The sequence below is a fragment of the Corynebacterium sp. HMSC034E11 genome (assembly GCF_001835905.1).
Lineage (GTDB): Bacteria > Actinomycetota > Actinomycetes > Mycobacteriales > Mycobacteriaceae > Corynebacterium > Corynebacterium coyleae.
On the sequence record NZ_KV826415.1, the window covers coordinates 85,912 to 110,893 of the forward strand.

General features: G+C 62.9%; 23 protein-coding genes. 12 read left to right on the plus strand and 11 right to left on the minus strand.

Annotated features, from left to right (window positions below; all coding sequences use genetic code 11):
- Positions 1-7 precede the first annotated feature (7 nt).
- The 5 genes from HMPREF2690_RS08775 to HMPREF2690_RS08795 all read left to right on the plus strand — a co-directional run bounded on the left by HMPREF2690_RS08775 (position 8) and on the right by HMPREF2690_RS08795 (position 3,860).
- On the plus strand, positions 8-235 hold the full coding sequence (locus HMPREF2690_RS08775; protein WP_070820685.1) for a hypothetical protein: 228 nt from the start codon (positions 8-10) through the stop codon (positions 233-235).
- A 14-nt stretch (positions 236-249) separates the two neighbouring features.
- The gene (locus tag HMPREF2690_RS08780) at positions 250-2,049 is read left to right on the plus strand and encodes an acetyl/propionyl/methylcrotonyl-CoA carboxylase subunit alpha (protein WP_070820686.1); all 1,800 of its coding nucleotides are present in this window, start codon (positions 250-252) and stop codon (positions 2,047-2,049) included.
- A gap of 97 nt (positions 2,050-2,146) precedes the next feature.
- Positions 2,147-2,500: a GntR family transcriptional regulator gene (locus HMPREF2690_RS08785; protein WP_070614319.1), complete on the plus strand. Its 354-nt coding sequence runs from the start codon at positions 2,147-2,149 to the stop codon at positions 2,498-2,500.
- Positions 2,497-3,180, plus strand: coding sequence for an ATP-binding cassette domain-containing protein (locus HMPREF2690_RS08790; protein WP_070820687.1), 684 nt, complete (start codon positions 2,497-2,499; stop codon positions 3,178-3,180). Before HMPREF2690_RS08785 ends, HMPREF2690_RS08790 begins: the two co-directional genes overlap by 4 nt.
- Complete coding sequence (locus HMPREF2690_RS08795) at positions 3,177-3,860, plus strand: hypothetical protein (RefSeq protein ID WP_070820688.1); 684 nt, start codon at positions 3,177-3,179, stop codon at positions 3,858-3,860. The genes HMPREF2690_RS08790 and HMPREF2690_RS08795 overlap by 4 nt, the downstream gene beginning before the upstream one ends.
- Here HMPREF2690_RS08795 and HMPREF2690_RS08800 read toward each other — a convergent pair.
- The 3 genes from HMPREF2690_RS08800 to HMPREF2690_RS08810 form a co-directional block, all read right to left on the minus strand.
- A complete protein-coding gene (locus HMPREF2690_RS08800) occupies positions 3,857-4,060 on the minus strand; it encodes a biotin synthase auxiliary protein BsaP (protein WP_070820689.1) in 204 nt (67 codons plus the stop codon). The genes HMPREF2690_RS08795 and HMPREF2690_RS08800 overlap by 4 nt on opposite strands.
- A gap of 14 nt (positions 4,061-4,074) precedes the next feature.
- Positions 4,075-5,139 carry a biotin synthase BioB gene (gene bioB / locus HMPREF2690_RS08805; protein WP_070820690.1) on the minus strand — a complete coding sequence of 355 codons (1,065 nt, stop codon included), beginning with the start codon at positions 5,137-5,139 and terminating at the stop codon, positions 4,075-4,077.
- 82 nt (positions 5,140-5,221) lie between these two features.
- The gene (locus tag HMPREF2690_RS08810) at positions 5,222-6,136 is read right to left on the minus strand and encodes an exodeoxyribonuclease III (protein WP_070820691.1); all 915 of its coding nucleotides are present in this window, start codon (positions 6,134-6,136) and stop codon (positions 5,222-5,224) included.
- Between the two features lie 112 nt (positions 6,137-6,248).
- Here HMPREF2690_RS08810 and HMPREF2690_RS08815 point away from each other — a divergent pair, with 112 nt between their 5' ends.
- Positions 6,249-8,432 carry an NADP-dependent isocitrate dehydrogenase gene (locus HMPREF2690_RS08815; protein ID WP_070422810.1) on the plus strand — a complete coding sequence of 728 codons (2,184 nt, stop codon included), beginning with the start codon at positions 6,249-6,251 and terminating at the stop codon, positions 8,430-8,432.
- Positions 8,433-8,709: 277 nt separating this feature from the next.
- Here HMPREF2690_RS08815 and HMPREF2690_RS08820 read toward each other — a convergent pair whose 3' ends face one another.
- Positions 8,710-9,645 carry a hypothetical protein gene (locus tag HMPREF2690_RS08820; RefSeq protein WP_083279472.1) on the minus strand — a complete coding sequence of 312 codons (936 nt, stop codon included), beginning with the start codon at positions 9,643-9,645 and terminating at the stop codon, positions 8,710-8,712.
- Between the two features lie 52 nt (positions 9,646-9,697).
- The gene (ppc, locus tag HMPREF2690_RS08825; protein ID WP_070820692.1) at positions 9,698-12,346 is read right to left on the minus strand and encodes a phosphoenolpyruvate carboxylase; all 2,649 of its coding nucleotides are present in this window, start codon (positions 12,344-12,346) and stop codon (positions 9,698-9,700) included.
- A gap of 206 nt (positions 12,347-12,552) precedes the next feature.
- On the opposite strand from ppc, the gene HMPREF2690_RS08830 reads away from it, so the two are divergent.
- Both HMPREF2690_RS08830 and HMPREF2690_RS08835 read left to right on the plus strand, forming a co-directional pair.
- Positions 12,553-13,875: an O-acetylhomoserine/O-acetylserine sulfhydrylase gene (locus HMPREF2690_RS08830; protein WP_070820693.1), complete on the plus strand. Its 1,323-nt coding sequence runs from the start codon at positions 12,553-12,555 to the stop codon at positions 13,873-13,875.
- Positions 13,876-15,012 (plus strand): homoserine O-acetyltransferase MetX, encoded by a 1,137-nt coding sequence (locus HMPREF2690_RS08835; RefSeq protein ID WP_070422807.1) that lies wholly within the window; start codon positions 13,876-13,878, stop codon positions 15,010-15,012. It begins immediately after the preceding gene.
- 3 nt (positions 15,013-15,015) lie between these two features.
- On the opposite strand, the gene HMPREF2690_RS08840 is transcribed toward HMPREF2690_RS08835, so the two are convergent.
- Together HMPREF2690_RS08840 and HMPREF2690_RS08845 are read right to left on the minus strand one after the other, a co-directional pair.
- Positions 15,016-15,378, minus strand: coding sequence for a DUF3017 domain-containing protein (locus tag HMPREF2690_RS08840; RefSeq protein ID WP_224213045.1), 363 nt, complete (start codon positions 15,376-15,378; stop codon positions 15,016-15,018).
- Positions 15,379-15,382: 4 nt separating this feature from the next.
- Entirely contained in the window at positions 15,383-16,261 is an 879-nt protein-coding gene (locus HMPREF2690_RS08845) for a bifunctional methylenetetrahydrofolate dehydrogenase/methenyltetrahydrofolate cyclohydrolase (RefSeq protein WP_210401391.1), read from the minus strand.
- Positions 16,262-16,279: 18 nt separating this feature from the next.
- Between HMPREF2690_RS08845 and HMPREF2690_RS08850 the strand changes: the two genes are divergently transcribed.
- Positions 16,280-16,750: a tRNA (cytidine(34)-2'-O)-methyltransferase gene (locus HMPREF2690_RS08850; protein ID WP_070422805.1), complete on the plus strand. Its 471-nt coding sequence runs from the start codon at positions 16,280-16,282 to the stop codon at positions 16,748-16,750.
- On the opposite strand, the gene HMPREF2690_RS08855 is transcribed toward HMPREF2690_RS08850, so the two are convergent.
- The 4 genes from HMPREF2690_RS08855 to HMPREF2690_RS08870 are packed head-to-tail and all read right to left on the minus strand — an operon-like array spanning position 16,697 to position 22,478.
- Positions 16,697-18,088 (minus strand): PH domain-containing protein, encoded by a 1,392-nt coding sequence (locus tag HMPREF2690_RS08855; RefSeq protein ID WP_141761230.1) that lies wholly within the window; start codon positions 18,086-18,088, stop codon positions 16,697-16,699. The two genes, HMPREF2690_RS08850 and HMPREF2690_RS08855, sit on opposite strands and share 54 nt — an antisense overlap.
- Positions 18,085-18,705: a PH domain-containing protein gene (locus HMPREF2690_RS08860; protein ID WP_371326022.1), complete on the minus strand. Its 621-nt coding sequence runs from the start codon at positions 18,703-18,705 to the stop codon at positions 18,085-18,087. Before HMPREF2690_RS08860 ends, HMPREF2690_RS08855 begins: the two co-directional genes overlap by 4 nt.
- Positions 18,706-18,725: 20 nt before the next feature.
- Positions 18,726-21,887, minus strand: a complete 3,162-nt coding sequence (locus HMPREF2690_RS08865; RefSeq protein WP_070820695.1) for an error-prone DNA polymerase — start codon at positions 21,885-21,887, stop codon at positions 18,726-18,728.
- 33 nt (positions 21,888-21,920) lie between these two features.
- Positions 21,921-22,478, minus strand: coding sequence for a DinB family protein (locus tag HMPREF2690_RS08870; protein WP_070820696.1), 558 nt, complete (start codon positions 22,476-22,478; stop codon positions 21,921-21,923).
- Between the two features lie 90 nt (positions 22,479-22,568).
- On the opposite strand from HMPREF2690_RS08870, the gene HMPREF2690_RS08875 reads away from it, so the two are divergent.
- From HMPREF2690_RS08875 to HMPREF2690_RS08885, 3 genes are all read left to right on the plus strand, one after another.
- On the plus strand, positions 22,569-23,531 hold the full coding sequence (locus HMPREF2690_RS08875) for a helix-turn-helix transcriptional regulator (RefSeq protein WP_083320359.1): 963 nt from the start codon (positions 22,569-22,571) through the stop codon (positions 23,529-23,531).
- Between the two features lie 95 nt (positions 23,532-23,626).
- Positions 23,627-24,520, plus strand: a complete 894-nt coding sequence (locus tag HMPREF2690_RS08880; protein ID WP_070422801.1) for a MetQ/NlpA family ABC transporter substrate-binding protein — start codon at positions 23,627-23,629, stop codon at positions 24,518-24,520.
- A gap of 60 nt (positions 24,521-24,580) precedes the next feature.
- The coding region (locus tag HMPREF2690_RS08885; RefSeq protein ID WP_246819536.1) for a MetQ/NlpA family ABC transporter substrate-binding protein at positions 24,581-24,982 on the plus strand (402 nt) is incomplete at its 3' end.

A 24,982-nucleotide genomic window follows, 5' to 3' on the forward strand; every position in this document is an offset into this window, starting at 1 on the left:
AGACACCATGACACCACTGTTTCGTACCGACGACACGTCGCTGTCCCACGACGAACTGGCAGCACTGACCACCGTCCTCGCCGAGGCCCATTCCTGGCAGGCCGTTGCCGGCACACCTGGCGTTGCTGGCGCGGCAGCCGGCACCGGCGCTGCCTACGAAGACAACGTGTTCGGCGATGCGTTCGGCCAGCCGTTCGGCGCCCAGCAAACCATCGGCAACGTCACCTACTTCTAGAAAGGACCGCACACATGCATGACTTTCCGTTCCGCAAGGTCCTCGTCGCCAACCGCGGCGAGATCGCGGTCCGCATCATCCGCGCAGCCCGCGACGCCGGCCTTGCCTCCGTGGCGATCTACGCCGACCCCGACAAAGACGCGCCGTACACCGAAATGGCGGACGAGGCGATTGGGATCGGTGGCGAGACGTCGTCGCAAAGCTATCTGGATATCGACAAAGTGCTCAAGGCCTGCCGCGACAGCGGCGCGGACGCCGTCCACCCCGGCTACGGCTTCTTGGCAGAGAACGCCGAATTTGCCCGGCGCGTCATCGACGAGGGCCTGACCTGGATCGGCCCGCCGCCAAGGGCGATCGACGCGCTTGGCGACAAGGTCACCGCCCGGCGCATCGCTGAAGAGGTCGACGCACCGCTCGTGCCGGGCACGAAAGACCCGGTGGACAGCGCCGACGATGTGGTCGCTTTCGCCGACACCCACGGTCTGCCCGTGGCTATCAAGGCGGCGTACGGCGGTGGCGGCCGCGGCATGAAGGTCGCCCGCACCCGCGGCGAGATCCGCGAACTGTTCGAGTCCGCCACCCGCGAAGCCAAGGCAGCGTTCGGCCGCGGTGAGTGCTTCGTGGAGCGCTACCTCGACCGCGCCCGCCACGTGGAGGCGCAGGTGCTGGCGGATACTCACGGCAACGTCATCGTCGCCGGTACCCGTGACTGCTCCGTGCAGCGCAGGTTCCAAAAGCTCATTGAGGAAGCCCCCGCCCCGTACCTCACCGATGAGCAGCGCGAACGCATCCACTCTTCCGCCAAAGCGATTGCGAAGCGGGCAGGTTACGTGGGTGTTGGCACCGTCGAATACCTGGTTGGCTCCGACGGGCTGATCTCCTTCCTCGAGGTCAACACCCGCCTCCAGGTCGAGCACCCCGTCACCGAAGAAACCACCGGTGTGGACCTCGTCATCGAGCAGTTCCGCATCGCCGCCGGCGAGCCACTGCGTTTCGACGCCAACCTGGAACCCACCGGCCACGCCATCGAATTCCGCATCACCGCAGAAGACGCCGGCACCAACTTCATGCCCATGCCCGGCACCGCCACCACCTACATCGAACCGGCAGGCCCCGGCGTTCGCGTCGACTCCGGCATCCGCGCCGGCTCCACCATCGGCGGCCAGTTCGACTCGATGTTGGCCAAACTCATCGTCCGCGGCGAAACACGCGACCAGGCCATCGCCCGCGCCAAGCGCGCCCTCGCCGAATTCCGGGTCGAAGGCATGCCGACCATCATCCCCTTCCACCAGCGCATGCTTAACGACGACGCCTTCACCGGCGACGCCACCCAATTCGCCGTTTACACCCGCTGGATCGAAGAGGAATGGGACCCGGACGTCGCACCCTACGAGTCCGACGGCGCTGGCGAAGACGGTGAGCAGGACGAAGCGCGCCGCCGCACCGTCTCCGTCGGGGTCAACGGCCGATCGATCGAGATCACGCTGCCGGAGCCGTTGCTTCTCGGCGCAGTGGCGCAGCGCCGCCGCGACCGCAAGCGCCGCTCCCGTAATGGCGGATCCGGCGGCAAGGGGTCCGGCAAGGGCGCTGCCAGCGCAGACACCCTGACCGCTCCGATGCAGGGCACCGTGGTCAAGTCCGAGGTCGCCGAGGGCGCCCGGGTGGAAGCCGGCGACATCGTGGTCATCCTCGAGGCCATGAAGATGGAAAATCCGGTCAAGGCCCACAAGAGCGGTGTGGTGAAAAACCTCGCCGTGGAGGCCGGCAGCCACGTGGATAAGGGCGCGGCACTGCTCGACATCACCGACGAGTAGCCGCTAGCCTGCGGTTTCCGCGACATACCCGAATCTCACCCGGCGCGTCAAAATTGGGGGTTGACGCGCCGGGCTTTCCTGTTCTATGGTTACCCACATGAGTGGTAAACCCATATACCTACAGATAGCAGATGAGTTACGTGACCTCATCGGGGCAGGCACCCTCGCTCCCGGCGACCGGGTGCCGTCTACCAACGAGCTCTCCGCCTACCACTCTGTCAATCCCACCACCTCCGCCAAAGCACTCACCGAACTGTTCAACGAGGGTCTGCTGGAGAAACGCCGCGGGCTCGGCATGTTCGTCCTGGAGAGTGCACGTGAGCAGGTGCTACGTACTCGTCGCGAAGCATTTGCCCGCGATTTTGTCCAACCGTTTGTCCACGAGGCCAACCAACTCGGCATCACCACCGAGGAGCTGACCGCAATGATCGAAAAGGAGCGTGCTCAATGAACCCCGGCTTCTACGCGCTGGTCGGCCCGAACGCCGCCGGCAAAACCCACTACCTCCACACGCTCATGAGCCCTCACGCCGCGTTCGTTCCGGCTGGTGCGGATGCCAAGTTTGCAGGCACGACCGTGGACGATCACTTACGTGCAGTCGCAGCGATCTACCCGCACGTGAGGCTCGACTTTCCCAACGCCCGCATCAAAGATCTCTCCGTTGGGCAGCGCCGCCTACTCACCATTGAGGTGGCCCTAGCCATTGGCAAAGACCTGTTACTTCTCGACGAACCGTTTGATGGCATCGACACCACCACCCGCAAACAGGTCCGCCAGAGACTGATCGACTACATCGCGGAGAACCCGCAGCGCAGCGTGGTGATGGCATCGCATCGCCCCGAGGACTTCGTGGGTCTCGCCACCCATGTCATCCAGGTGTTTGATCGGGTGGTTTCGCGCCCAGTCCCACTCGACGACGCCCGCCTATGCTTTCCAACGGTCACCGGCCCCACCGCCGAGATCAAAGACCTTACCGCCCGCTTCCCCGTGGCTGAGACAGCGAGCCTCGGACCGATGACACGCGTCACTTTCGCCGAACCTCTCAGAGAGGACGACGTCCACCTGCCCATCGAGTACCCGGACGATGCCGAACTCATTGACCTCCTCGCAACGGAAAGGCCCGAACGATGAAACTCTTCCTCAGCCCCTTCAAACCAGCGATGTATTTGGGCATCTTTCTCGTCCTCTGCATTGCCGTACCCTTTGGACGATTGGAGTTTGGCGACGGCGGCCTGTGGACCATGGCGGGCGCTGCCACACTGTGGATACTCTTCGCAATCGGAGGATCGAACTGGCCAGCAATGAACCAGCTAGGCGCGAGCTTCAACCGATGGATGAATTCGGCAACGCTAACGGCTCTCGTGGCAGCGGTCATACTCACGCCACTTACCGCCGCGTCGGCGGTGTACCACCAAGCACATAGCCCGTACTACAAGCGGTACGACCCGTTCATTGTTACGAACGGACAACCGATGCCCTGGATCAACGGCAGCGGCGAACCGTATTTTGTTGAAGGTGCTGCGCAGGACCTGACATCCATCGTGTCAACTGTGCTACTCCACTTCGTCATCTTCCTCACGATGGCGCTGACCGGTGTAGCAATCGGCCTTGCGCGAGGCACCCGCATGCAGTGGTTCATGCTCGGCAGCATGTTCGTAGGTGGTTTCACCGGGCTCCTAGTGGGTCGCTACAGGGCGGACGTGAACCCCTTCGACCCCTACCTCTACGCCATCTTCGTAGCGGCGGCGGGGCCAGTAGTTTTGGCAGCCAGCGCAGTTGTGTTCGCCAGAACCCGCCGTTTCGTGCGCTAACGCTCCAACCACTCGGAGCGCAGCAGGCCGTGACGGGAGCAGGCAGCCTCCCACGCCATCGGGCTGATTTTTACCACCATGCGCCGCTGGCACAGCGGGCAGATGCGCGGGGCGTCGTAAGGCCTGGCCGGGTCGAGCGGCCAGGCGATCTCGCCGGACAGGACTGCGTCGGCGAGTTCCGTTGAATCCGGGGTTTTCATCAGGGCCCGGCTGACTACAGCGACTTGATGGTGTCGTACAGAACACCGTGGCCGGAGTTCTGCTTCTGCCCCACCGGGGTGATGTTCAGGCTCAGCCCTGGCTTCGCCCCGCCTCCCATCACCCGGTCGACGGCGTCGCGGTCCTTCTCCATCGGACGGCCGAACGTGGTCAGGTAATTCCCGCCAATAATGGCATTCGCGCCGCCCATGAGGCCGGCTTCGGTGCCGTCGTCGCCAAGCGCGAGCTCCGTGCCACCCGCGAAACGGAGCTGGGTGGACGGCATGGCCAGGCGGAACGCGGCGACGGCACGCAGCGCCTCACCTTGCGGCACCAAGGGGCGGTCGGCGAACGGGGTGCCTGGGCGCGGGTCGAGGAAGTTCATCGGCACTTCATGCGGCTGGATTTCGGCCAGCTGGGTGGCGAACTCGGCGCGCTGCTCGATGGTTTCGCCGAGCCCGATGATGCCGCCGCAGCAGGTTTCCATGCCCTCTGCCAGCACGTTCTCCAGCGTGTCCTTGCGCTCCTGCCAGGTGTGGGTGGTGACCACGTTGGGGAAGAACGACTCGGCGGTTTCGAAGTTGTGGTTGTAGCGCGACACACCCATCTTGGCCAGTTGGCGGGCCTGGTCGCGGGTGAGGATGCCAAGTGATGCGGAGATGGAAATGTCCACCTCTTCCTGGATCGCAGTGACGGCCTCGGCGACCTGGTCGAGCAGCTGCTGGGTCGGGCCCTTCACGGCGGCGACGATGCAGAACTCGGAAGCGCCCATCTTCTCGGACTGCTTGGCGGCCTCGACGAGCTCGGCGATGTCCAAGGTCACGGCGCGCACAGGTGATTCGAACAGGCCGGACTGGGAACAGAAGTGGCAGTCCTCGGGGCAGCCACCGGTCTTCAGGGAGATGATGCCTTCCAACGAGACATCGACACCGCAATGCTTGATGCGCACCTGGTGGGCGAGGTCCAACAGTTCAGGCAGGCGCTCGTCCTCGATGTTGAGGATCTGGACGAGTTCCTCCTTGTTCAGACCTTCGCCGTTTTCCAGGGCTTTTTCGCGGGCGATGTCAAGGATGTCGGTCATCTGCGGGCTCCGTTCGCGTCGTTCACGTGATGGTTGCGCAACAGTTTAGCGCGTAATTGAACGGCGTTCAGGAAAACCCAGATTAGCGGTACTCCACCAACAGCGGCGAGTGGTCCGACCAGCGCTCTTCCACCGTCGGCGCCTTCTCCACCCACGTGCGCTGCGCGCGTTCCAGCATGTTCGCGGTGGCCGCCTGGACGTCGATGCGCCAACCCGCGTCGTTGTTAAACGCCTGGCCGCGGAACGTCCACCAGGTGTACGGCGCGTCCTCCGGGTGCAGCCTGCGCGCAACATCGAACCACTTCGGAGCACCATTTGCTTGACGACGACCCCCCGACCGGTACTCCACCGCCCCAGCCCATTCCACCGCAGCCTTGTCCTCTACATCCTGGGCCTCCGCGTCCGGGAAGCAACCGAACACCGCATCCATGAACGCGCGCTCGTGCGGCAAGAAACCGGACTTCTTCCTGTTCGTTTTCCAATTCTTCAGGTCCTCGCGGCGGTGGCAGATGTTCCAATCCCCGCCGATGACCATGTCCGGGTACTCGCCCGCCCACTGCTCCAGCAGCGGCTCGAACTGATCCAGGAAACGATACTTCTCGTCCTGCTTGGCCGTCTCGGCTGCTCCTGAGGGGAGGTAGAGGGATGCGACACGGGTGTCGTCGTCAAGCGATGCTGCAATAAAGCGACCCGCATCCTCAAACTCAGGAATCCCGACCTCCACATCACGCAGCGGCGTGCGCGACAGGATGCCCACACCCGCACGACCCTTCGCACCAGGTGTTTCGGCCGGTGCCACCTCCAAGTGCCACCCATTTTCCAGCGCCGGGGCAAGCGCAGCACGCGTCTGATCAGCAGTGGCGCGCACCTCCTGCATCAGCACCACATCAGCCGGATTCTCGTTCAACCAGGCCAACATGCCCGGATTGTTCTCGTTGCGGACCTTCGTGGCGGCACGGATGCCGTTGACGTTGACGGATGCAATGGTAAGGCTCATGGGCCAAGACCTTACCTATCCCGAACCTCTCCCGGCCCTATCGCCAGACAGGGCTGCGCTGGGACGGTACTCTGGTGGGTTGAAGTCAGGAACCTTACAACAAAGGAGCATTATGGCGAAGATCATTTGGACTCGTACCGACGAAGCACCGCTGCTTGCGACGTACTCCCTCAAGCCAATCGTGGAGGCATTCGCTTCCCGTGCAGGCATCGAGGTCGACACCGCAGACATCTCGCTGGCAGGCCGCATCCTCGCACAGTTCCCAGATCGCCTCGGCGACAAGAAGGTCGACGACGCACTCGCACAGCTCGGTGAGCTGGCAAAGACCCCGGAAGCCAACATCATCAAGCTTCCGAACATTTCCGCTTCCCTCGTCCAGCTGAAGAAGGCCATCGCCGAACTGCAGGCCGCAGGCTTCGACATCCCGGACTACGAGGACGCGCAGGACAAGTACGACGCAGTCAAGGGCTCCGCTGTGAACCCGGTCCTGCGTGAGGGCAATTCCGACCGCCGCGCTCCGGAGGCCGTGAAGAACTACACCAAGAAGCACCCGCACTCCATGGGCGCTTGGTCGAAGGACTCCAAGACCAACGTTGCCACCATGGGCGCAGGCGATTTCCGCCACAACGAGAAGTCCGTCATCATGCCGGCCGAGGACACCCTGGCCATCAAGCTCGTCACCGCAGACGGCGAGCAGGTGCTCAAGGACGGCCTGAAGGTTGAAAAGGGCGAGGTCATCGACGGCACCTTCATGTCCGCGAAGGCTCTGGATGAGTTCCTGCTCGAGTCCGTGAAGAAGGCCAAGGAAGAGGGCGTGCTCTTCTCCGCGCACCTCAAGGCCACCATGATGAAGGTCTCCGACCCGATCATCTTCGGCCACGTCGTGCGCGCATTCTTCAAGGATGTCTACGACAAGTACGGCGCCGAGCTTCTCGACGCCGGCCTCAACGGCGAAAACGGCCTCGGCGCAATCTACGAGGGCCTTGCTGATCTGCCGAACGGCGAAGAGATCCGCGCAGCCTTCGACCAGGCCCTGCAGGACGGCCCGGCACTGGCACAGGTGAACTCCGCAAAGGGCATCACCAACCTCCACGTCCCGTCCGACGTGATCATCGACGCCTCCATGCCGGCCATGATCCGCACCTCCGGCCACATGTGGAACGCCGACGACCAGGAGCAGGACACCCTGGCCGTCATCCCGGATTCCTCCTACGCCGGCGTGTACCAGACGGTTATCGACGACTGCCGCGAAAACGGCGCCTACGACCCGACCACCATGGGCACCGTTCCGAACGTCGGCCTCATGGCGAAGAAGGCTGAGGAGTACGGCTCCCACGACAAGACCTTCAAGATCCCGGCTGACGGCAAGGCCCAGGTTGTCAACGCTGCTGGCGACGTGCTGATCGAGCACGACGTCGAAGCTGGCGATATCTGGCGCGCATGCCAGACCAAGGACGCCCCGATCCAAGACTGGGTCAAGCTGGCCGTCAACCGCGCACGCCTGTCCGGCATGAAGACCATCTTCTGGCTGGACGAGGAGCGCGCACACGACCGCAACCTCATCGAACTGGTGAAGAAGTACCTGGCCGACCACGACACCGACGGCCTGGACATCTCCATCGCCTCCCCGGTCGAGGCCACCAAGATCTCCGTCGAGCGCATCCGCCGCGGCGAGGACACCATCTCCGTGACCGGCAACGTGCTGCGTGACTACAACACGGACCTGTTCCCGATCCTCGAACTGGGTACCTCCGCGAAGATGCTCTCCGTCGTCCCGCTGATGGCTGGCGGCGGCCTGTTCGAGACCGGTGCCGGCGGCTCCGCCCCGAAGCACGTCCAGCAGGTTGAGGAAGAAAACCACCTGCGTTGGGACTCCCTCGGTGAGTACCTCGCACTGGCCGAGTCCTTCCGCCACGAGAAGAACACCAACGGCAACGAGAAGGCGGGCGTCCTTGCCGCCGCTCTGGACAAGGCAACCGAGAAGCTGCTGGATGAAGGCAAGTCCCCGTCCCGCAAGGTCAACGAAATCGACGACCGCGGCTCCCACTTCTGGCTCTCCCTGTACTGGGCAGAGGCACTGGCAGCCCAGACCGACGACGCCGAACTGGCTGAGGTCTTCGGCCCGATTGCGAAGGACCTGCGCGACAACGCCGAGACGATTGACTCTGAGCTGCTGAACGCCCAGGGCAACGCTGCCGACCTCGGCGGCTACTACTGGCCGGACGACGCCAAGACCTCCGCGGTCATGCGTCCGTCCGCAACCTTCAACAAGATCATCGACGCACTGGAGAAGTAAGCGCTCGGTTTGATCGGCCCCGGTCACTGTTTCCACACAGTGGCCGGGGCTTTTGCTGTTCGTCGCGTCAGGCCTGCCCTGGGTGCTTTCCTCCTGGTGCTGTCCTCCTAGGTGGTAACCACCAGATGGTAATCAACCGAGTGCCTGGACCGACGGTGCTCGTCCAACTCGGCTCATCACCATCCTCCGGTTACCATCCTCGGCGAAGGACGGGAACAGCGCCGGCCAGGAGCGGCGAAGGGCGGGAACAGCGCCGGCGAAGAGCGGGTGCGACTGCTCACCCCAAGGCTGCTCGACGGCCAGCGATGGTGGCGAGAACCTCTCGGACGAACTTCTCAGGATGCCGGCGTAGGAAATCCGGCGAGTAGCGCAGAAACACATATCCTCGGTTGGCGATCATCTTCTGTCGCTCGAACTCTTCCTGCCGCGCGCGTTCGGCGTTGGGTCCCTGGTATTTCACGTTGCCGTCGATCTCAATGAGTAACCAGCCATCGATGCAAAGGTCGGCGTAGCGTCCAGCCACTTCGTACTGTGTAAACAAGGGGCCGATCCCCGCACGGATCAGCAAGGCGCGCGCGAAAGATTCGTAGGGCGAACCGGAATCCGCGACGCTGTGCCGAATGCACTCCCGGACCACTGCAACACCTTTCAGTCTGCCAAGCTGGGATGCCTCCCGTTCAAGGAGTTCAAGCGTAAACCCACTGCGCCGGAGGTAGTCGGCAGCGACGAGCCCTTCGACGAAGCCGTAGTGGCGGGCGATATCAGCGAACGTTCGAAAACCATTGGTAACCCGGTGGCCGTCGCGCAACGAGATTTCGCTCTTGCGCAGCACCATGCGTCGAAACAGGATCCCTTCCCGGTTTCGTCGAGTAGGGGAGCTCCCCCTGGAAAGCAGACACAGTTCGACGGGCTCTTTTGTCGTACTGATCACCCAAATACCGTGCATGCGCGCGGCCGATCTGCCGACTAGCACTGCTTCCCTGCTCATCAGTGCAGCAGCCTCGACGCGCAGCCATTGACGTTCGTGGAACTTCAGCTCTTTCCAGCTCGTCTCCCGATACACAATACTTGTGTCGAGCACCCGATGCGGCCCTCGGAGTTTGTCGAGTGCTTTGTGGGAGAGCAGCCGTTTGTCCACAATCCCCCGCCGCAGTTCCTCCTTCCGCTCCTCCCATCGTTGCTGTTGTGCCTTGTGTTCTCTGTCAATCCCCATACCTATTCTGACGGCGGAAACTCGGCACCGGTTCCCTTTCGCCGCAGGAAATCTACCCTGCGTTGCGCAGTGCGGTGGCCAGCCCGTTCATGGTGACCTGGATCGTCTTCGGGACGAGGAAGGCCTCGTCGCCGGCGCGGTAACGGCGCAGCAGCTCAAGCTGGACGGCGTTGAGCGGCAACAGGTAGGGGTAACGACGTTTTAGGGATCGGGCCTGGCGCTGGTTCTCGGCAACAAGGTCCGCATGCGCAGTGATGCGGAAGTAGACCTGCTTGGTGCGCTCGAATTCATCGGCGATAAGGGAGTAGATGCGCTCGGCTACCTCGCGGTCCTCCACTAGGTCGGCGTAGAGGCGGGCCAGCGACAGCTCGGCCTTCGCCATGACTTGGGCCATGTTGGACAGCACGGAGCGGAAGAACGGCCAGTCACGGTAGAGTTCGCGCAGGTCATCCCAGCGGTCTTCGTCTTCCCCAGCCCAGCGCTCGACTGCGGTGCCGACGCCGAACCAGCCAGGCACATTGGTGCGCGACTGCGCCCAGGACAGCACCCAGGGGATGGCGCGCAGGTCGGAAATCGCGGTGGTCTGTTTGCGGGACGCCGGGCGGGAGCCGAGGTTGAGCTCGCCGATCTCGTGCAGCGGGGTGGATTGGGTGAAGTAGTCAATGAACCCGGGGTCGCCGATGAGCTCGTTGTACTTTTCGCCGGAGTAGGCGGCGAGCGTACGCATGATGTCGTAGGCGCGGGTCGGGTCGTCGATAGGTTCGGTATCCAGGAAGGATGCCTCCAGGGTGCCGGCGACGAAGGCTTCGAGGTGGCGGCGAGCGGTCTCTGGCGATCCGTACTTGGCGGAGATGATCTCGCCCTGCTCGGTGATGCGGATGGAGCCGTCGACGGCTCCCTTGGGTTGAGCGAGAATCGCATCGTACGTGGGCCCGCCGCCGCGACCGACTGCCCCGCCGCGGCCGTGCGCGAGTCGGAGGCGGATGCCGTGCCGGTTGCAGAGTTCAACCAGGGCGAGTTCGGCGTCGTAAAGCGCCCAGTTTGCTTGCAGGTAGCCGCCGTCCTTGTTGGAGTCGGAGTAGCCGAGCATGACCTCCTGGATGTCACCGCGGGCGCGCAGATGTTCGCGATAGAACGGCAGCGACCAGAGATCTTCGAGGATGCTGGCGCCGTGTGCGAGGTCCTCGATGGTTTCAAACAGCGGGACGACGTTGACGTCGCTCAGGCCGACCTCTTTGAGCAGGACCATGGGCTCCAAAATGTCGGAGACGGCACCGGTCATGGCGATAATGCACTGCGCGATCGCCCCCTGGCCCAAGTCTCGGACGGCGCGGGCGGCGGCGGTGAGGATGCCCATTTCCTTGCGGGTGTCGTCGCTAAGCAGTGCTTCGGCGCGCAGCAGCGGACGTGGGGTGCGCAGCTCCTCGACGAGTACCTCCACGCGGTCCTCTTCAGCGAGCGCGGCGTAGTTATCGCACACGCCGGCAACGCCCAGTACCTCGGCCACGACTTTCTCGAAGGACTCAGAGTTCTGCCGCAGGTCAAGCGTGTACAGGTGAAAACCGAAGGTGGTCACGGCAGAGCGTAGACGCGCCAGCCGGTCGTCCGCAATGATTGCGCCGCCGTGCGCACGCAGGGAGTCGTCGATCACGTCCAGGTCTGCAAGCAGCTCGCCGGGGTCCGCATACGGCGAGCCCGTGGTCACCGAGCCAGCGAGCAACTCGCGCGTAGCGACGACACGGTGGCGGATGCCAAAAATGGCCCGGCGGTAGGGCTCATCGACGCGGGACTCGGCGGTGTTGTTGGCGGCATCCGCAAGCCGGGAAAGCTCCTCCGAGCAGGTGGAATAGCGGTCTGAAAGCGACAGCTCGCGCTCCAACTCACCCAGCTCATCGATGTAGTAGCTGAGCACAGTATCGGCGGCTTGGCGGGTGGCATACGTGAGCGTTTCGGCATTCACGTACGGGTTGCCGTCGTGGTCGCCACCGATCCAGGAACCGGGGCGCATCACGGGGGTGAGGGCAAGGTCGCGGCCAAAGGTGTCGCGAAGTTCGTAGCGGATTGCGCGGTTGATCGCCGGGATCTGCTCGAGCAGGGAGAGCTTGTAATAGCGCAGGCCGACGTCAATCTCGTCCTCAAGACGCGGGCGGGCGATGCGGATCAGCGCGGTCTGCCACATCAGGGTCATGCGCAGCTCCATCTCGCGTTCGATGGCTGCCGGGTCGGCACCAGCGTGGAGTTCACTCAGCAAGCGCTTGATGTGGGTCTGGGTGTCGAAGACGGTGCGGCGACGGGTCTCAGTCGGGTGCGCGGTGAGCACCGGGGAGACCTGCGCCCCGGCGATGAGTTCGGCGACCTTGTCAGCGTCCACGCCGCTGTCTTTCAGGTGCGCGAAGCTGGTGCGCAGTGAGACCGGTGCGGCGGCCTTCTCGTCGTCAAGATCCTCAACCAAGTTAGCCAGCAGCGCGAAGTGGCTAAATGCGCGTGCGACGAGGTTCACTTTGGTGATGTCCATATCGCGGAAGACTGCGAGCAAGTCTTCCGGGGTGGCGTCCCCGTGGGCGATGTCGAAGGCGGTGCGGCGGGTGGATTCGACCAGGTCGAAGATCTCCTGCCCTTCCTGCTCAGCAAGCACGCGGCCGAGTACCCGGCCTAGGAGTCGGATGTCTTCACGGACGTGATCGGCAGGCTGAGCAGACACGGAGGCTTCCTTCAACTACGGCGCGACTAAGACGTCACGGGCGCGACGTGCTTAGTAAACGTAGCCAAGTTCTACTCCCCTGTCTCGGCATCGGAGGTCGAACGATCGCGAGCTGGGATATTTGCACTATTTTTATTCAGCCCCTCAACTCGCAAAATAGACCGCTTGGTACACAACTACAGACCAAGCGGGCTACATTGCAGCGCATGGGAAACTACGACAACTCCAACGCACAAGAATGGTCCTTTGGTACGCGCTCGATCCACGCGGGCCAGCAAGTCGACCAGGATTACGGCGCTCGTAACCAGCCGATTTACATGACCACCAGCTACGTGTTCGACGATGCACAGCACGCGGAGAACCGTTTCAACCTTTCGGATGCAGGCCCGATTTACACTCGCCTGACCAACCCGACGCAGCAGGCACTCGAAGACCGCCTCGCCTCGCTGGAGGGCGGCGTGGCGGCCACGGCGTTCGCCTCCGGCATGGCTGCGGAGACCGCTGCGATTCTTACTCTGGCGCAGGCTGGCGACCACGTTGTTACTTCCCCGCGCCTCTACGGCGGCACTGAGACGCTGTTCCAGCACACGTTGCCGAAGTTGGGCATTGAGTTCACCTTCGTGGAAAACCCGGACGACCCGGCAAGCTGGCAGGCTGCCGTCCAGCCGAACACGCGGGCGTTTTACGGCGAGACGTTCGGCAACCCGATCGCGGACGTGCTGGACATCCCGGCGCTTGCAGAGGTTGCGCATAACAACCAGGTGCCGTTGATCGTCGATAACACGATGGCCACTGCTGCCCTGGTCAAGCCGATTGAGTTGGGCGCGGACATCGTGGTCGTGTCCACGACGAAGTTCTACACCGGTAACGGCGCTGCGATTGGTGGTGCGATTATCGACGGCGGCAAGTTCGATTGGACCGTCCAGCGCGACGGCAAGGACGTCTTCCCCCTGTTCACCACCCCGGATCCGGCGTACCACGGTCTGAAGTACGCGGACCTGGGCGCCCCGGCGTTTGCGCTGCGTGCCCGCGCCGGTTTGCTGCGCGACACGGGTGCGGCGATCTCGCCGTTCAACGCGTGGGTTGCGCTGCAGGGTATTGATACGTTGGCGCTTCGCGTCGAGAAGCACAATGCAAACGCGCTGAAGGTGGCGGAGTTCCTCGCGGGCCATGACAAGGTGGCCAAGGTCAACTACGCAGGCCTGGACGATTCGCCGTACAAGGCGACGAAGGACAAGTTGGGTCTGAAGTACACCGGTTCGGTGCTGTCGTTCGACATCGCGGGCGATCAGGATGACAAGACGAACGCGTGGAAGTTCATCGACGCGCTGAAGCTGCACTCCAACCTGGCCAACATCGGCGACGTGCGCTCGCTGGTGGTGCACCCGGCGTCGACAACGCACTCCCAGTCGGACGCTGCGGGTCTTGCCCGCGCTGGTATTACGCAGGCCACGGTGCGTTTGTCTGTCGGCATCGAGGATGTCGAGGACATTATCGCGGACCTCGAGCGCGGTTTCGCGGCGGTCTAAATGCTGGCTCCTGAAGGGCAGCTCGCCACGGTCGCCATCGGCGATGTTGTCACTGAGGCCGGCGAGGTGATCGCGGATACGCGCATTGCTTATCGACGATGGGGCGCACTGCAAGGCGACCCCAACGGCGTCAACAACGTCATCCTCGTCGAACACGCCCTGACCGGCGACAGTGACGCCTCCGACTGGTGGTCCGAAGCCATCGGCCCCGGCAAAGCGCTAGACACCGACGAGTGGTGCGTGATCTGCACCAACGCACTCGGGTCGTGTTACGGCTCCACCGGCCCCGCGAGCGAGCACCCGGATGGTGGTGTGTGGGGCTCGCGCTTCCCCGCCATCACGATCCGCGACATGGTGCACGCCGAGCACGCCTTCCTTGACCGTCTCGGCATTGGGCGCGTCCACGCGGTCATCGGTGGATCCATGGGCGGCGCGCGCACTCTGGAGTGGACGCTGCTCTACCCCGAGCAAGCCGACTACGCGCTGGTGCTGGCCGTGTCTGCCCGAGCAAGCGCCTGGCAGATCGGTATCCAAACCGCGCAGATCACCTCGATCACCCAGGACCCAGCCTGGCAGGGTGGCGACTACCACGGCACCGGCCAGTCGCCGGATGCCGGGCTCGCCGCCGCGCGTCGCATCGCCCATCTGACCTACCGTGGCGAGCTGGAAATCGACGAGCGCTTCGGCACCTCCGCCCAAACCGGCGAAAACCCACTCGGGCCATTCCGCCAAGACGACCAGCGCTTCGCCGTCCAGTCCTACCTGGAACACCAGGGCAAGAAACTCACCGAGCGTTTCGACGCCGCCTGCTACGTCACCCTCACCGAAGCCCTCAACCGCCACGACATCGGCCGGGGCCGCGGCGGGCTGAACAAGGCGTTGGCATCCTCAACCGTGCCGACGATGATCGTCGGCGTCGACACCGACATTTTGTACCCCTACCACCAGCAGGAACACATCTCCCGAAACTTGGGCAACCTGCTAGCCATGTCGAAGTTGTCCTCCCCCGTCGGCCACGACGCCTTCCTCGTGGAGGCACGTCAGATGGACCGGATTCTGCGCAACTTCATCAAACTCACCCACGAAATCCCGCCCGCCCGCGAGATCGCGTCACGCTACGGCGACTACGCGATCTAGGAGTTAAGACCCCAGCGCGTCCACCGACCAGGACAGCCACATCATGGTGGCGCCAAGGGCGGTGGTGAACATGGCGTCGAAACGCTTGGAGCGCACCGCGACCAGACCAATAACCTTGGAGTCGCAGGTCAAGCGCACCAGCGTGAGCCACAGCAGCGCCGCGCCAAGGGTGAACGTGGCGCGACGCCAGTGCTCGGTAGCGGCGAAGATGCCGGAAATGACAAACCCGACAACAAACAGGGCAACCCCGACGCGCTGCGCCCACAATGGCAGGCGTGACGGGGCGTTGCCGCGGTCGTGAGGGTTATCCAGCGTCAACCCCGGTGGCAGCGAAGTCCCAGGGAGCTGGATGCGGGTGCTTCCCACGTTGTTACGCGTCCTGGTTTGCTTGCTGGTTCACGCCGGCTTGGCGCTCGGCGCTTTCGACGATGTTGCGCACCAGGAACGTGCGCGTCATCGGGCCGACACCGCCCGGGTTCGGGGAGACCCAACCGGCCTTCTCCCACACGTCGGGGTGCAGGTCGCCGACGGTTTTGCCGTCGACGCGGGAGACGCCGACGTCGAGAAGCGCCGCGCCTTCCTTGATCATGTCGGCGGTGATCATGTGTGGCTTGCCAGCGGCAGCGATGATCACGTCCGCGCGGCGAGTCTCCGCAGCGAGATCCTTGGTGCCGGTGTGGCACAGCACGGTGGTGGCGTTGACATCGCGAGAGGTCAGCATCAGGGAAATCGGGCGCCCCACGGTCACGCCGCGGCCGATGACGCACACGATCGCGCCGTTGAGGTCCACGCCGAAGCGCTCGAGCAGCTTGATGGAGCCGTTCGGGGTGCACGGCAGCGGCGCCGGCTCGTTGAGGACAAGTTTGCCCAGGTTCACCGGGTGGAGGCCGTCGGCGTCCTTGTCCGGGTCAATCAACTCCAGGATCCGGTTCTCATCCAGGTGCTTCGGCAGCGGCAACTGGACGATGTAGCCGGTGACGGAATCGTCGCGGTTGAGCTCGTCGATAACCGCCTCAAGCTCCTCTTGCGTGGTCTCCGCAGACAGGTGCTTCTGAATGGAGGCAATGCCGAGCTCTTCGCAGTCCTTGTGCTTCATACGCACGTAGTTCTGGCTAGCGGGATCTTCGCCGACAAGCACCGTCGCCAGACCCGGGGTCACCCCCTGTTCCTTCAGTCGCGCCACGCGCTCGCGCAGGTCCGCGAAAATCTCCTCGCGGTAGAGTTTTCCGTCCAGTTTGATCGCAGTCACGGCCCCAATCCTAGACTCTTGTGCGTGCTCCACATCATCTATGACAATCCGGCCATTGGCGGCAACGCTGGCGCGGCGATCCGCCTTGCGGCAAATACCGGCGCGCAGCTGCATTTCGTCGAGCCGCTCGGCTTCAATTTTGACGACAAACACCTCAAACGCGCAGGCCTGGACTACCACGATCTTGCAGACGTGGTCATCCACCCCAACATCGACGCCTGCTTCGACGCGTTGGAAGGCTCACGCATTTTCGCGTTCACCGCGCACACCGACCACCACTACCACGAGGTGCAATACCAGGACGGCGACGCGTTGCTGTTCGGCAACGAGGCCAACGGCATCCCGGAGGAGCACCTCGCCCACCCGCGGATTACGCGTCAGGTGCGGATTCCGATGCTGCCGTCGCGGCGCAGTATGAACCTGACGAACTCGGCGTCAGTCGCCATCTACGAGGCCTGGCGCCAGCTCGGGTTCCCCGGCGCTTTGTGACAGCGGCGGCAACTCGCGGGCGCGCAGCTTATCGACGAGCCCACGCGCCTGGTCCTCCTCCAAATCCCGACACGTCACGCTGAAGGCGCCGGGCACCAGGTCCAGGTCAATGCTGGCCAGGCCAAGTTTTCGCTGCAGCGGATCCTGGTTGAAGGTCAGTTCCTGAATGTGTGGGACGTCCACCATCTGGTACCAGCGGCCGATCCGCCCTGCCGTTGTCGTGACCGCGTCGGCGCGGACCTTGACCGTTTGACGTTTCCAGTCGAACGGCGAGATCCACCGGGCGCTGCGCGGGGAGCGGAAATCTACGTTGTCCAGATCGGTCAGTTCTGCGCCGGTAAGCGGACCGGCTGCATCGATCACGGCCATCGCCTGTTCCCACGTCCCCACTGGCAGAATCTTCGACGTGCCGGTTTGCTTGTTACGTTCCGAGCCATAACCCGCCGCCACGACAGAGACCGTCCACCATCCGAACGGGCGCCAGAACATTGGCTGGCGCAACTGCACCGCGTGGATACGCGAGCGAGGCATTGCTTGCCGACGACGATTCGCCAACCCATACGTCAAGTGGAACACCTCCCCGTCCTTCGTCGCGTTGAAGCGCCACGACTGGTCGATCGTGCGCCAAATGCGGGGCATGAAACCCACCACAACAGGGATGATCGCCGCGGCGGTCACATCCGTCCACAGTGGAATCGTCGACCACGCCAGTGTGAATACGGTCGACATTTGCAATGTGGTGCCGATCAGCGAGCGGCGAATCGGGATCGGCGGCACCAACATGTTCGGTGCGTATTCGGCCCCGGCGGCGGCGCTCTCAAGCGAACGCTTTACTGGCCCGTCAATGCGGGCCAGGATCTGCGCGCGGACCTCTTCTGCTTCCTCGCGCGGAAGGTATGTGATGTCCAAACCTGAACTGGCACTGCCTGCGGCCTCGATACGCACGGAGGCAAGCCCAAACAGTCGCGGTGCAAAGGATTCGACTACGTCAACAGCCTGCACACGGTCGTAGCGCGCGGTGCGGATTTGGTTGGTAAGCACACCGCGGCGGGTCTCCACTTCTTCGTCGCCTACCTTGAATCCGCTGCGACGCCACCACACCTGGGACACCGCGAAAATCACCACGAGCGCAGCCACAAGGCCTGCGGCTGCCCATGCAATGTCGGTGGGGCCGACGTTTTCGCGCTGCATCCACCGATAAATCGGCATGGTGAAGTTGAACAGGGCGAGTGTCGCTAGAGCCAGCATGAACGTCCACACACGCAACAGTGGCGTGAGCCTATGGACGTGGCGGTAGCCCTCCATGCCGGGAATCGTCGATACGCGTCCGCTTGTCACAGCCCACTCATCCGCTCACGAGCCTTCAGCGCAAGGCGATCCCGCAACGCATCCGCATCCGCCGCAAGCAGTCCCGGCAGATCCGAGTTGGACGAATTCGACGCCGTATGCACCGTCAGCTCCTTCAGCCCCAGGGCACGTGTGATCGGCCCCGACTGCACATCCACGAACTGAATGCGCCCGTACGGAATCACCGTGATCGTGTGGAACATCTTGCCGGTGCTCAGCACCAGTTCGACCTCGGTCTCCAGCCAGCCCATGTTGCGGACCTGGTACGGGATAAGGAAGAAGCGCCAGATGAAGATCACCGTGAAAATCCCCAGCGGGATCAGGAATCCCCAGCCCCACTCGCGGTAGGCCAAATACAGGCCACCGCACACGCCGATGGTCCACAGGGCATTCGACACCAGCATCGGCCACATCAACTTCGGCGACACTTTGTGCATCTCCTCGACCGAGGACGGCAAAGGCTGCACCGGGCTATGCACGCCGGTAGTGGGCTGGACTGCAGTGTTCGGACCTGCAGTGTTTGGTCCGGGGTGATGTTCAGGGCTTCCGCTGAGCGCTTCAGACATGGCGATCACGCTACCAGCAGCCCCAGATACGGCCTTGCTCATGACAGGGCTCATCGAAGCATTCATCGGAAGTCCCTCGATCCCCGGGAGAGCAGCTCCCCTACCTCCAACGGTTCGAACCGGTCCGCCACCACGGACACTGCCCCGGAAGCATTTTGCACAATCCCGCGTACGACGAGCGCTTTCGCAGTGCGGGCAAGGACGCGTTGCTTCTTCCACAACCCGACTGAGATAACCACGTTGACCAGCCCGGTTTCATCCTCCATTCCCAAAAATGTCACACCACCTGCAGTGACCGGATGTTGGCGGTGCGTCACCACTCCGGCGATGCGCACGCGAGTGCCGTCCTCCACGCCATGCAGCAGTTGTGCAACCGGAATAACGCCTCGCTCCTCCAGCGATTCGCGCACCATCTCTACTGGCATGAGCTCCGGGGTCACCCCTGTGGCTGCGATGTCAGCCACCATGAGTTCGAACGAGTTCATGCCAGGCAGCGCCGGCGCCGAGATCGCCGATAATCCGGGCAGCATGCCGTGGCGTTCCGTGGCAGCGATACCCGCTTGCCACAATGCTTGTCGACGAGACACCTCAAAGCAGTCCAACGCCCCCGCCCGCGCGAGCGCCTCGACGTGGTCGACGCTCAGGTCAGCCCGGCGCGATAGGTCCGCAATATCGGTAAACGGTGCCGCTGCTTCGATCCGGTCAGCGGCATCCGCACCTAAGCCACGGACGAGCCCGAGCCCCATCCGGATCGTTGAGGAATCAATGCAGCGCGCCTCGCGCCCCGACGCGTTGACCGACACTGGCAGTACCTCTACCCCGTGCCGGCGTGCGTCCTGTACCAGCGACTGTGGTGAGTAGAACCCCATCGGTTGCGCCCGCAGCAATCCCACGCAGAACTGCGCCGGGTAGTGGCATTTAAACCAGGCGGAGAAGTACACCAAAGAGGCGAACGACTGGGAGTGCGATTCCGGGAACCCGTATGCGGCGAACGCCACGATCTTCTGCCACAGCCGCTCTGCTACCTCTTCGCCGATCTGGTTAGTAGTCCAGCAGCCTTCGAAGAACCGCGCGCGCAACGCCGCCATTTTCGCCGGCGAGCGTTTCGATCCCATCGCGCGCCGAAGCGCATCCGCCTCACGGCCAGAAAACCCTGCCGCGTCGACGCAGATCTGCATGAGTTGCTCTTGGAACAGCGGGATCCCCAGTGTTTTGCCAAGGGATCGCTCGAGCACCGGATGGTCGTACACGACCGGCTCTAGCCCGTCGCGCCGCCGCAGGTACGGATGCACCGAACCACCCTGGATTGGACCAGGGCGGATCAAGGCCACCTGCACGACCAGGTCGAAAAACCTGCGCGGCTTCAACCTAGGCAGCGTGCCCATCTGTGCGCGCGATTCAACCTGGAACACGCCGACGGAATCGGCGCGGCAAAGCATGTCGTACACGGCGTCGTCGTCAAGCGAAAGCTCCCACAAATGCACCTTGCGGCCTGTGGTTTCCTCCACGAGATCCACCATGTGGTGCAGCGCTTCGAGCATGCCGAGCCCCAGCAGGTCGAACTTGACCAGGCCAGCGGAGGCACAGTCATCTTTATCCCATTGCACCACCGAGCGATCTGCCATGCGCGCCCATTCGACGGGGACGACGTCGGCGATGGGACGGTCACAAATCACCATGCCACCAGAGTGAATGCCCAGATGACGCGGCTGCCCCTTGAACTGCGCTGCAAGTTGCTCCACAGCCTCGGGCGGATCTGAAAGCCCCTTCGACCAACTATCCGCAGCGCCCTGTGCGTATCCGAGCGCACGCGCGGCATCACGGACCGCCCCTTTCGTGCGGTACGTAATCACGTTAGCTACCTGCGCCGCATTGTCGCGCCCATATGTGTCGTAGACGTACTGAATGACCTCCTCTCGCCGGCCTGACTCAATGTCTAGGTCAATATCCGGCGGGCCGTCGCGGTCAGGCGAGAGGAAACGCTCGAACAGGAGGCCTGCCTCGATCGGCTCGACATTCGTGATCCCGAGGGCGAAACACACCGCCGAGTTCGCCGCCGAACCACGTCCTTGGCACAAAATGTTCTGCTTCGCGCAGAAATCCACGAGGTCGTAAATGATCAGGAAGTAGCCGGGAAAGTTCAGCTCCTCAATCACGCTCAGTTCGTAGCGGATCTGCTTCATCGCCTGGTTGCGCACATCCGCACTCCGCGTCGCGTACCGGAACTGCGCGCTCGCCAACGTCAGATCCCGCAGATGATCCATCTCGTCTCGCCCGCTTGGCGTTGGGTAGCGCGGCAGTTCAGGCGCGACAAGATTCAGCGTGAACGCGCACTGCTTTGCCAACTCAACGCTGTAATCCAGCATGTGTTTGCATCCCGGCAGCATGCGTTCGAGCTGCTCGCCAGAGCGCAGCCAGTTCGCCCCCATCGGATGCAAGTCCCCGTATGCTTGTGCAAGTGCTTCTCTGCGAGCCAGCGCACGCTTCGCCGCAGCCAACCTCGCCTGCTCACGCGTGGCTGCCGCCGGCATCGCGGTGACGATGGCGGGGAGGTGATCAAAACGATCGAGCATTGCGTGCCGGTCAGCGTCTTCAGGAGTCATCGAAACTTCATATTCTCGCACCACATTGTCCTGGCCAAAGGTTTCGACCAGGTGGTCGATTTCATCGACCCACTGCCAGCCGGCGAGCACGACGCAGGTGCCGCCCAGCTGGTCGCCGATGAGCTCCAGCGGCGGATAGGCCACCTTGTCCTTTTCCCGGGTGGCCATGTGCGCGTCCGCCATCAGGTGGGAGAGTCGCTTGTACCCCTCCGGCCCGCGGGCGATCACGGGCAGGACGGTGTCACCCAACGTCAGCTCCGCCCCGAAGACGGTGTCCAGCCCGGCCGCGGCGGCCGCCTCCGCGAACTTCACCGCGCCGTAGAATCCGTCCCGGTCCAGCAGCCCCACCGCGCTCAGTCCCAGCTCAACGGCCCGGGCCACCAAGTCCTCCGGTTCGCTCGCCCCGCCGAGGAAGCTATACGAGCTGACGGTGTGCAGCTCGGCGAACGGTATCGTCGATAGGCATTGTTTTTGCGGCGGGGGCGCTGGCTCCGCCTTGCCGTACGCGGCGCCTGCGGGCGTGCCGGTGTGACCGACCGGCACCGGCTCCGGGCCGGGGCGGCCGGAGAGGATGCGTTCGAGCCGCGACCACGACAGTGGCGCTCCCCCGTTGAACCTCATAGCGGGAACGCTACCACCGTTCGAAACTGTGTGCTAGTTACTCCAAGGGGTGATGTATTCGTTCGGTTCCCACCCCTCGATCGCCGCAAGCAACTCTGCAGCCTGCGCACCGTCAATCTGCTCCCGAATGATGTCCGCATGCCCGGCATGGCGGGCGAACTCCTCCACCGCATGCACATAGATGTAGCGCAACTTAGCTACCTGCGGCTCATCCATGCCGTACCACGGGAACGGCCCCACCGGCAGTTCCGCCTCAAGGTCACCGCCGCGACACATCTCCATATAGTCAGCTCGCACGCTATCGAAGCGTTCCAAGATGCGATCCAGCGTCTCTTCGGCAGTCGGCGTAAAGCTGGCTGCAAAGTCGGCCTGTGAGTGTTCATACCCGGCAACACCGGCACCGAAAAGCGACCTCACCATGACAAACGTGACGTGTTTGAGCAGTCCGCTAATGCTCAGCGCACTGCGGAGTGGAGTGCGCCTCGCAGCATCGTCGTCAAGCCCAAACGCGCTAGCCCGCAGCGCATCTAACTGCACGTCAAGATAGTTACAAAGCGTGTCTAGCTCATTGTCTTTGCGCGGAAAATACATCGGTATTTCTTCCTGTTGATCACTTTCCAACCGGAACCCTAAGCCCCGTTGAGGACAGCTTTTGTCCGCAGTATGGAGAAGAATGACTGCATGGCAAATACGACGCAGCGCGTGCTCCAGCTTTTGGGACTATTGCAAGCGCGAACCACGTGGCAAGCAAGCGCCCTCGCCTCTGAGCTCGGCGTCACAGAGCGCACAGTGCGCCGCGATATCGCGCGGTTGCGCGATATGGGCTACCCGGTCAATTCCAGCAGCGGGATCGAGGGAGGCTACCAATTGGGCACTGGTCGCCATTTACCGCCCCTACTCCTCGACGACACCGAGGCCGTCGCGCTCGTCGCGAGTCTGCGCATGATGGCCCTGAACGGCACCGACAACGCTGGAACCGCCGCACTTCGTGCCTTGGCCAAAATTGATCACATCTTGCCGCCCCACCTGCGAGCCCTAGCATCAGCGGTTGATAACGCAACTACGGCGCTCCCCCATGAGCGCCCGACCGTCGAACTACAACTACTCACCCAACTCGCCACTTCACAGCGGGACCACACGCTCGTACGTTTCACCTACAGCAAGCCCAACGGCACATCATCCACGAGGGAAGTTGAACCAGCCCGGCTCATGACCCAAGGCGAGCTCTGGTACCTCCAAGCATTTGACAAAAGCAGAGACGACTGGCGCACTTTTCGCCTCGACCGAATAAGCAACGCACAGACAACATGCTGGGGTTTCACCCCGAAGGTTCCACCACCCCCGGACTTCAGCAGCGATATCGCAAAACGCTATCCCTGCGTCATCCGTGTGGAGCTGGAAAGCTCACCCGATCTGGTGGCCGAACGGATCCCCCCTCCCTATCGCACCGACCTAGAGGTAACCAAAAATGGATGTACTTTCGTCACCGGCGCACCAGATTGGGACGATCTTGCATGGCACCTTCTTTGGGTATGCCGCGACCTGGACTGCACGATGAAGTTGGATGCGAACGCAGAGTCAGACCACCTTCGAACGGCGTTGCACAACATCGGACAAGCTGCGCTTTTATTGGCCCAGGCATAGAAGCGCAAACTGCTTTGTTCTAAAAAATAGACTAAGCGGTACATAGGGTGCTAGATTCTCACCCGTCAAACTTTCCCAATAAACAAGGAGACATCATGCGTATCAAGCGCACCCTCGCAACCGTTGCTGCTGCAGCGCTCGCCACCACCGGCCTGGTCGCTTGCTCCAACGAGTCCAACGACGCCACCGAGACCACCGCCGCAAACGGCGAGAACGTCACCGTCAAGATCGGTACCACCGAGGCCGACCAGGAGGCCTGGACTGTATTCAAGCAGCTCGCAGCTGACAACGGCATCGAGCTCGACATCGTGCAGTTCTCCGACTACTCCCCGGTCAACGAGGCGCTCGCACAGGGAGAGCTGGACGTGAACAAGTTCCAGCACATTAAGTACCTCGCCGAGTACAACGCTGCTTCCGGCAACGACCTCAAGGTTGTCGGCTCCACCGAGATCGTCCCGCTCGCACTGTTCTGGAAGGACCACGACTCGCTCGACGGCATCGAGGGCCAGTCCGTCGCTATCCCGAACGACCCGTCCAACCAGGGCCGCGCCATCAACGTGCTGGTTCAGGCCGGTCTGCTTACCCTCAACGACAACGTCGCTGACCCGCTGACCCCGACCCCGGCCGAGATCAACAAGGACGAGTCCAAGGTCACCGTCACCCCGGTCGACGCATCCCAGACGCCGAATGCCTACAACGAGGGCAAGCCGGCCATCATCAACAACACCTGGCTGGACCGCGCAGGCATCGAGCCGAGCCTGGCCGTGTTCGAGGACGATCCGGAGTCCAAGGAAGCAGAGCCGTACATCAACGTGTTCGCTGCTCGTTCCGAGGACATTTCCGATGAAACGCTGAACAAGCTGGTCGAGCTGTGGCAGACCCCGGAGGTTGCTGAAGCTACCGCCAAGGACTCCAAGGGCACCTCGGTTCCGGTCTACCGCGACCAGAAGGAACTCAACGACATCCTTGACCGTCTGCAGAACAAGTAAGCACAAGAAGTAATTCTGCAGAACAAGTAAGCACAAGAAGTAATAAGGAGCGCGTAGTTCATGCGTACCAAGCGTTTTCTCGCAGCGGCGGCAGCCTCTGTCATCGCCGCAACCTCTTTGGTGGCGTGCTCGTCGGAAACGGAGTCGTCGACAAGCAGTGCTGATGGCGACGCTGTGACCGTCAAGATCGGCACCACCGACGCAGACCAGAAGGCCTGGAGTGTCTTCGCGGACGAAGCCCAGAAGGCCGGCATCGAGCTCGATATCGTGCGTTTCTCCGAGTACCCGCAGGTCAACCCAGCACAGACCGAAGGTCAGATCGAGATTTCGAAGTTCCAGACCATCAACTACCAGGCCCAGTACAACGCCACCGCTGGCAAGGACCTGCGCATCATTGGTTCTGGCGAGATCAACGTGCTTGGCCTGTACTGGAAGGACCACGACTCGCTCGACGGCATCGAG

Bases quoted from the DNA above. Each gene is read 5' to 3' on its own strand.
- HMPREF2690_RS08785 (WP_070614319.1), top strand. From the start codon at position 2,147: ATGAGTGGTAAACCCATATACCTACAGATAGCAGATGAGTTACGTGAC.
- HMPREF2690_RS08880 (WP_070422801.1), top strand. From the start codon at position 23,627: ATGCGTATCAAGCGCACCCTCGCAACCGTTGCTGCTGCAGCGCTCGCC.
- HMPREF2690_RS08795 (WP_070820688.1), top strand. From the start codon at position 3,177: ATGAAACTCTTCCTCAGCCCCTTCAAACCAGCGATGTATTTGGGCATC.
- HMPREF2690_RS08860 (WP_371326022.1), bottom strand. From the start codon at position 18,705: ATGAGCAAGGCCGTATCTGGGGCTGCTGGTAGCGTGATCGCCATGTCT.
- HMPREF2690_RS08790 (WP_070820687.1), top strand. From the start codon at position 2,497: ATGAACCCCGGCTTCTACGCGCTGGTCGGCCCGAACGCCGCCGGCAAA.
- HMPREF2690_RS08865 (WP_070820695.1), bottom strand. From the start codon at position 21,887: ATGAGGTTCAACGGGGGAGCGCCACTGTCGTGGTCGCGGCTCGAACGC.
- HMPREF2690_RS08815 (WP_070422810.1), top strand. From the start codon at position 6,249: ATGGCGAAGATCATTTGGACTCGTACCGACGAAGCACCGCTGCTTGCG.
- HMPREF2690_RS08800 (WP_070820689.1), bottom strand. From the start codon at position 4,060: ATGAAAACCCCGGATTCAACGGAACTCGCCGACGCAGTCCTGTCCGGC.
- HMPREF2690_RS08870 (WP_070820696.1), bottom strand. From the start codon at position 22,478: ATGTATTTTCCGCGCAAAGACAATGAGCTAGACACGCTTTGTAACTAT.
- HMPREF2690_RS08810 (WP_070820691.1), bottom strand. From the start codon at position 6,136: ATGAGCCTTACCATTGCATCCGTCAACGTCAACGGCATCCGTGCCGCC.
- HMPREF2690_RS08830 (WP_070820693.1), top strand. From the start codon at position 12,553: ATGGGAAACTACGACAACTCCAACGCACAAGAATGGTCCTTTGGTACG.
- HMPREF2690_RS08780 (WP_070820686.1), top strand. From the start codon at position 250: ATGCATGACTTTCCGTTCCGCAAGGTCCTCGTCGCCAACCGCGGCGAG.
- HMPREF2690_RS08835 (WP_070422807.1), top strand. From the start codon at position 13,876: ATGCTGGCTCCTGAAGGGCAGCTCGCCACGGTCGCCATCGGCGATGTT.
- HMPREF2690_RS08775 (WP_070820685.1), top strand. From the start codon at position 8: ATGACACCACTGTTTCGTACCGACGACACGTCGCTGTCCCACGACGAA.
- bioB (WP_070820690.1), bottom strand. From the start codon at position 5,139: ATGACCGACATCCTTGACATCGCCCGCGAAAAAGCCCTGGAAAACGGC.
- HMPREF2690_RS08875 (WP_083320359.1), top strand. From the start codon at position 22,569: ATGGCAAATACGACGCAGCGCGTGCTCCAGCTTTTGGGACTATTGCAA.
- HMPREF2690_RS08820 (WP_083279472.1), bottom strand. From the start codon at position 9,645: ATGGGGATTGACAGAGAACACAAGGCACAACAGCAACGATGGGAGGAG.